The following is a 6,471-nucleotide window of genomic DNA, read 5'->3' on the forward strand; positions in this document are numbered from 1 at the left end:
TCCTTAAAACTTTAGTTGAATGATGCCCTGTGCGTCAGCCGGTCGCAAGGCGATTGCTGCAATCCAGCTCGGCCGCCGTCCGATCACACAGGCGCAACATCAGAATAAGCACGGCCCCCAGCAGCACAAAGCCACCGGCCAGCCACAGGCCCAGGTTATAATTGCCGGTCGATTCGGCCAGCACACCGGTCAATGCCGGTGCCAGAATCTGCGCCAGCCCGTAGGACAAGGTCATCTTGCCCATCAGTTTGGCCGGCCGTGTCGGATACAGCCGCCCGGCCATGGTCAGCACCAGGCTGACACAGCCAATGAAGGTGCCACCGTACAGAACGGCGCTAAGCAGAACCACCGAGAGGCTTTCGCTGAAGGCCGGCAGCAGAATCCCGACGACCTGAATCAGGTAGGCCAGCAGCAACGCGCCCAGGTATCCCAGCCGACGGGCCACCAGATCCCACACCATAACCGCCGGTGCCGCCGCCAATCCCACAACCAGAAAGACCATCTGCCCCATGCCGGCCAGTTCCGCCGACCGCTCCACGATGGTGACAATAAAGGTGGCGCTGATCACATAGCCGTAACCGGCACAGAAATAGGCGGCCATCATCAGCCACATGAAGCGTGCCCCCGGTGGCTGGTCCACCAGTGTATGAGCCGGTACCGAGCCACTCACCTGGCCCGGTTGCGGCAGCCAGCGCCAGGCCGGGATCGCCAGCAGTGCGCCAAGCACCCCGAACCAAAGCCACTGGTCGGCCCAGCTCATCGACAGGCTCAGCATCACTTCCACCACCAGCGCGGCGAACATGATGCCCAGCCCCACGCCGGCGAAATGGATCCCCAGCTCGCTGCGGTGCTGGTGCCGAATCAGCCAGTTGAGAATCAGGCCCGAGGCGATGAGCATTGATCCGGCACTGCTCAGACCGGACAAGAACCGCAGGATCGACCAGAGCCAGATGTTGTCGGTAAAGGCCATACCGGCCGTGGTCAGAATAGCCAGCAACAGGCCGATACGGTAGAGCCGGTCCTTGAGGTGAAGATCACTGAGCGAGGCCGCCAGCACGGCGCCGCACATGTAGCCGGCATAGTTAATGGCCGCCATCCAGCCGCCTTCGGCATCGCCGATCCAGGTTTGATCCTGCATCACCGGCAGCAATGGCGTGTAGGAGAAACGGGCAATCCCGATGCACAGAATCTGACTGAAGACACCGGCAAGCAGCACCTTCAGACGTTGGGTCTGGTCTGACATGGTCAATCCTTGTCTTTTATTGTTGTAATTGCGGATCTGATTATGCCTCAGGCACCGGCCACGCGACAACGCGGTGCACCTGAACGCAAAAACCCGGCACAGGGCCGGGTTTGCAGGTGATCAACGCCGGGCGGGCATTACTGCCAGGCGCTGGCGAACTGCTCTTCGGGCAGTGCCATGATGGAGCGGCTGCCGTCCGTAAGCATCTCGGCGAAGCCTCTCCAGCGCGGCAGAATCTGCGCCATGTAGAAGCGTGCGCTGTCCTGCTTGGCTTGCATGTAAGGATCATCATCCCCTTCCGCCTGCAAGCGTGCTGCCGCACAGGCCTGACGCAGCAGCTGCCAGCCACCGCAGACATAACCGGACAGCATCATGAAGTTGTAGGCAATAGCGCCTGGCATGACGGCGTCATTCTCGGCGCCCTTGAGCAGCAGCTCACGGGCCTGCTCCAAACCGACAATGGCCTCTTCCAGCTGCTTGGCCTGAGTGATCAGCGCAGTATCGGTGTCGGCAACCGCCGCACGCATTTCCGCGATCAGCGCGGCCAGGGCTTCGCCCTTGTCCATCAGCGTCTTGCGGCCCACCAGGTCCAGCGCCTGGATGCCGTTGGTACCCTCGTAGATCGGCAGAATGCGGGCATCCCGATAGTGCTGTGCCGCACCGGTTTCTTCAACATAGCCCATGCCACCGTACACCTGAATACCCAGCGAGGTGACTTCCTGCGCCACTTCAGTACACCAGCCCTTGACGATCGGCGTCAGCAGCGCCGCACGCGCCTGCTCGGCGGCCTTCTCGGCCGCATCGTCCGCCTTGGCAGCAAAATCCAGGCTGCCGCAGGCATCATAGGCAATGCCACGACCCGCTTCGGTCAGCGTCTTCATGGTCAGCAGCATGCGGCGCACATCGGCATGACGGATGATCGGACCTGCCTCCTTGGTACCCACGGCCGGCCCCTGAATACGCTCGAAGGCATATTCCAGCGCCTGCTGATAAGCCCGCTCGGAGATGGAAACACCCTGCAGGCCCACGCTCAGACGCGCATTGTTCATCATGGTGAACATGCACGCCAGACCTCGGTTGGGCTCACCCACCAGATAGCCCACGGCATTGTCGAAGCCCATGACACAGGTTGGCGACGCATGGATACCCAGCTTGTGCTCCAGTGACAGCGGCCCGGCAGTGTTGCGCTCGCCCAGCGAGCCATCTTCATTGACCAGATACTTGGGCACCAGGAACAGGGAAATACCGCGCACCCCCGGCGGTGCATCCGGCAGACGTGCCAACACCAGATGGATGATGTTCTCGGCCATTTCGTGATCGCCCCAGGTGATGAAGATCTTTTCACCACTGACGCGGTAGTGATCCCCTTCGGGCTCGGCCTTGGCGCGCACCACGGACAGATCCGAACCGGCATTGGATTCGGTCAGGTTCATGGTACCGGTCCACTCGCCGCTGACCAGCTTGGGCAGGTACTTGGCCTTGAGTTCATCACTGCCGTTCAGGTCCAGGCACTCCACTGCCCCCTGGCTCAGCATCGGGCACAGGCCCCAGGCCATGTTGGCCGAATGCCACATTTCCATAACCGGGATCGACAACAGGAACGGCAGACCCTGGCCACCGTATTCGGGATCAAACTGCAGCGAGCCCCAGCCGCCTTCGGCATACTGCTGATAGGCCGCCTTGAATGAATCGGGGCACTGCACGGTGCCGTCCTTCAGTTGGACGCCCTGCTGATCGCCTTCCCAGTTGGTCGGGCCGACCACATCGCGGGCAACACGTGCCGCCTCTTCCAGAATCGCATCCACCATGTCGGCCGAGGCATCCTCGAAGCCCGGCTTTTCGGCCAGAGCCGGCATGCGGGCGACATGATTCAGGGTCAGCTTCATATCCTTCAGCGGCGCATTGTAATCTGCCATACGATACCTTCCTTACGGTCTATGTTCGCATCCAGTACCAGCATATCGATCGACTGGCACTGACAAAAATAAGGGAATACACTTACTATAGCACGCACGCCGGATTTGATAAGCAGGTAATCGTTCATTCGTGCGATTTATCATGCTCAACTTTGGTTATACTCCCCCAAACCCCGAGAACAAGAGAATTTTTTCAATGCAGGATCTACACGGCTACTACCTGGAAGACCTTGAAGTCGGCATGAGCGACTCCTATGCCAAGACCATCACAGACGCCGACGTGGTGCTGTTTGCCGGCCTGTCGGGCGACAACAACCCGATCCACATCAACGACGAATACGCCAAGACCACACCGTTCAAGCAGCGCATTGTCCATGGCATGTTCAGCGCCGCGCTGATCTCCACCGTCGCCGGCACACGCCTGCCCGGCCCGGGCGCGATCTACGTGGATCAGCAGCTCAAGTTCAAGGCTCCGGTGCATATCGGTGATACCGCCACGGCCACACTGACCGTGACCGAAATCGATGAACGCCGTCGCCGCGTCAAGTGCCGCACCGACGTGCATGTAGGCGATACCCTGGTCGCCACCGGTGAAGGCACCTTTATGGTGGACCGTCGCGAGGCCTGATCCACGGCCCGCCTGGATCGGCAGCACCGCTGCCCTACCGGGTCAAGAACGCAAAACGCCCCGACCAGCCAGGCTGATCGGGGCGTTTTCGTAACATGCAATCAATGCGTTACGGCTGCTTGGTCATGCGCAGGTACGGCAGTTTGATGTCGATTTCGCCGAACTTCGCCTTGGCTTCTTCATCATTCAGCGACAGCGCCACAACCACGTCTTCACCGGTGACCCAGTTGGCCGGTGTCGCGATCGGGTTCTGGTAGGTCGCCTGGAGAGCATCCAGCGCACGCAGAACCTCGGCAAAGTTGCGCCCCACCGACATCGGATAGGTCATCGACAGCTGCAGCTTTTTATCCGGGCTGAAAATGAACACCACACGCACACTGGCGGAATCGGCCGCGGTGCGTCCATCCGGCAGGTACGCATCCGCCGGCAACATATCCAGGGCCTTGGACACTGCCAGGTCATCATCGGCGATGATCGGGAAACCGGCCGGAGCGCCGCAGTAGGTTTCGATATCTTCTTTCCACTTCACGTGCTCGTCAACGCCATCCACCGACAGGCCGATCACCTTGGTGCCCCGCTTTTCCCACTCGGCCGACAGCTGTGCAACAGCACCGAACTCGGTGGTGCACACCGGCGTGAAGTCTTTCGGGTGGCTGAACAGAATGGTCCAGCTGTCACCGATGAAGTCATGCAGCTTGAACGTTCCCTGATCGGTCTTCAGATCAAGATTGGGGACGGTGTCATTGATACGAAGTGCCATCTGTCATTTCTCCAATTGTGATCCTGGCGAATGCGGTGTGCATCCGCACATGGAAGCTATTTTTCTATACCGAATGCCACAGGAAAGCAAATGACCACCCCACAGCATAGCCAAAACCCAGCGCCTCTGTTGCTGAGGTTAGGCAATGAGGAGGACATCGTCGGAGTTGCGCACAAAGCGGACATGAGTTGGGTTGAAAGCCACATGGCCTTCAACCTTAGCCGATTTTGCAAAAGTGCTCTTTAGCTCGTGTAACCGTAGGTTTCATGCTCGCGCTGAGGCTCTGAGTTGTAGATAGGCTGCCTTGTTTTCATCTGTCACTGTGTCTCCTCGGCTCTGGGTTAGAAGAGAGTCCAGGTTGGTCATCATATACCGCTCAATAGCCGCACGATTATCAGCCATATAACGATTTAAATCAGACATTTTAGGTGGTGTGTTCAGTCTTTCTTGGCGATCACTGTAATGTAGCAAAGCCAATTCATGATTTTCCCAAAAAGACTCTACAGCTTGAAAGTCAGGATGGACACGTCCATCATCCATTTGAGCCAGAGGCTTACCCGCCAGATAATTGTCCACCATATCCTGCAAGCTAAAATCAGAAAAGCCTGCTCCTCTACCAAATTGTGTATCGAACTCCGAGTAGAGACCAGAAACAAGAGTACTCATCTCTTGATACAAGATCTGATTTTCCTGCTTCATATACCTTGCTGCGGCCATCTCAAATAACCCGGAAATATCGTTCCATATTGTGTAGTCCTGAATTTCTTGAGCATCTGGGGCGTATTTTTTAAATTCAACCCATAGACCTGACATATCTTCATCCACGACCATCGCATTATCATAGTCTTCGCTTGAGGGAAGTGAAGATCCGTACCAGACCTCCATTGGTCTGAATGAATTATCGATCTGGTCACTTCCATCTATCCAGGCATTTTTCATACGATCGACCAGCTGATGAACTTCATCTGCTACAGGTTCATCCTGGCTGGACAGCCAGCCATCCAAATCGGAGGGAAACTCAACCAGTTTGGACAGGCTTTTTTCAAGCTCGGCTATTTTCTCTTGATTCTGATTCCAAAACAGTTCCACCGATTCGGCCTCGTCCGGAGACATATTGCTTGGCAATACAGGTTGACCATCCTCTTGCTCAAGAGAGCCCCTGAATAGGGTACTGAACATTCCTGCATCGAGATCAAGGTCTTCGAAAGAATCAGCTAACGTGAAAATCTGATCGAGGTATTCGGTTGTGAGTTGTCTACGCTCGGTTAGCCATTGCTGCTGGTAATTCGCAGCCTGTAAACCTGTTGCTGTACCTTCCGCTCTGTATGCTTGCCACTGTGCGTTTTCGCGCTCGCTCCAGAAAGTGACTTCTGCCATCCAGTCCTGATCAGCATTTTCAGACAACAAGTTTTTTGTAGGACCGGCCCCCACCATAGTGTCCTGATCGATTAGGCCATCCTTCTTCAATACCTGAAGCTCTTTAATCACACTTTTGGCAGGCTCATCAATGTTTAGATGAATTTCTCGTTTTGGACCATCGTAGACTCCCTTCCAGGTTGCCGGTGTAATATAAGACATATAGGCCTCAAGATTCTTATTTGGAAAAACATTGGAACCATGCCAAGCGCCTGAAAGACGCTTGGCAAAATGATTTTAGACGGGAATGTAGTACCCAGGATCAAGACTAGCAAAAGCATTAATAATAGCTTGGCCTGTTATTACAAGCGTATTAGCGCCACTGCCGGAGTCATGAAACTCTTCTATCATATAGTCACCACCGTAGAAGAACCCTTCCACAATTACGCCATTATCATTGATACCATCCGTTATTAGATGTCAAGTCCCGCATGATTATAAGGTCGCTTTTTAAAAAGTTCCGGATGGGTTTTATGCCACTCCTTCATCGCCATGATGGGTGGTTTGG

5 protein-coding genes are annotated in these 6,471 nt (G+C 56.0%); 1 reads left to right on the forward strand and 4 read right to left on the reverse strand.

Annotated elements, in window-relative coordinates:
• Positions 1 to 34 precede the first annotated feature (34 nt).
• Both KTN04_RS15120 and KTN04_RS15125 read right to left on the reverse strand, forming a co-directional pair.
• The gene (locus KTN04_RS15120) at positions 35 to 1,243 is read right to left on the reverse strand and encodes a YbfB/YjiJ family MFS transporter (protein ID WP_217336073.1); all 1,209 of its coding nucleotides are present in this window, start codon (positions 1,241 to 1,243) and stop codon (positions 35 to 37) included.
• 137 nt (positions 1,244 to 1,380) lie between these two features.
• Positions 1,381 to 3,159, reverse strand: a complete 1,779-nt coding sequence (locus KTN04_RS15125; protein WP_217336074.1) for an acyl-CoA dehydrogenase C-terminal domain-containing protein — start codon at positions 3,157 to 3,159, stop codon at positions 1,381 to 1,383.
• Between the two features lie 196 nt (positions 3,160 to 3,355).
• On the opposite strand from KTN04_RS15125, the gene KTN04_RS15130 reads away from it, so the two are divergent.
• Positions 3,356 to 3,787, forward strand: coding sequence for a MaoC family dehydratase (locus KTN04_RS15130; RefSeq protein ID WP_217336075.1), 432 nt, complete (start codon positions 3,356 to 3,358; stop codon positions 3,785 to 3,787).
• A gap of 109 nt (positions 3,788 to 3,896) precedes the next feature.
• Here KTN04_RS15130 and KTN04_RS15135 read toward each other — a convergent pair whose 3' ends face one another.
• Both KTN04_RS15135 and KTN04_RS15140 read right to left on the reverse strand, forming a co-directional pair.
• Positions 3,897 to 4,547: a peroxiredoxin gene (locus tag KTN04_RS15135; RefSeq protein WP_217336076.1), complete on the reverse strand. Its 651-nt coding sequence runs from the start codon at positions 4,545 to 4,547 to the stop codon at positions 3,897 to 3,899.
• Positions 4,548 to 4,811: 264 nt separating this feature from the next.
• Complete coding sequence (locus KTN04_RS15140; protein ID WP_217336077.1) at positions 4,812 to 6,125, reverse strand: hypothetical protein; 1,314 nt, start codon at positions 6,123 to 6,125, stop codon at positions 4,812 to 4,814.
• Positions 6,126 to 6,471: the final 346 nt, after the last annotated feature.

It is taken from the genome of Marinobacterium weihaiense (genome assembly GCF_019061305.1).
In the GTDB taxonomy this organism is placed as follows: domain Bacteria; phylum Pseudomonadota; class Gammaproteobacteria; order Pseudomonadales; family Balneatricaceae; genus Marinobacterium; species Marinobacterium weihaiense.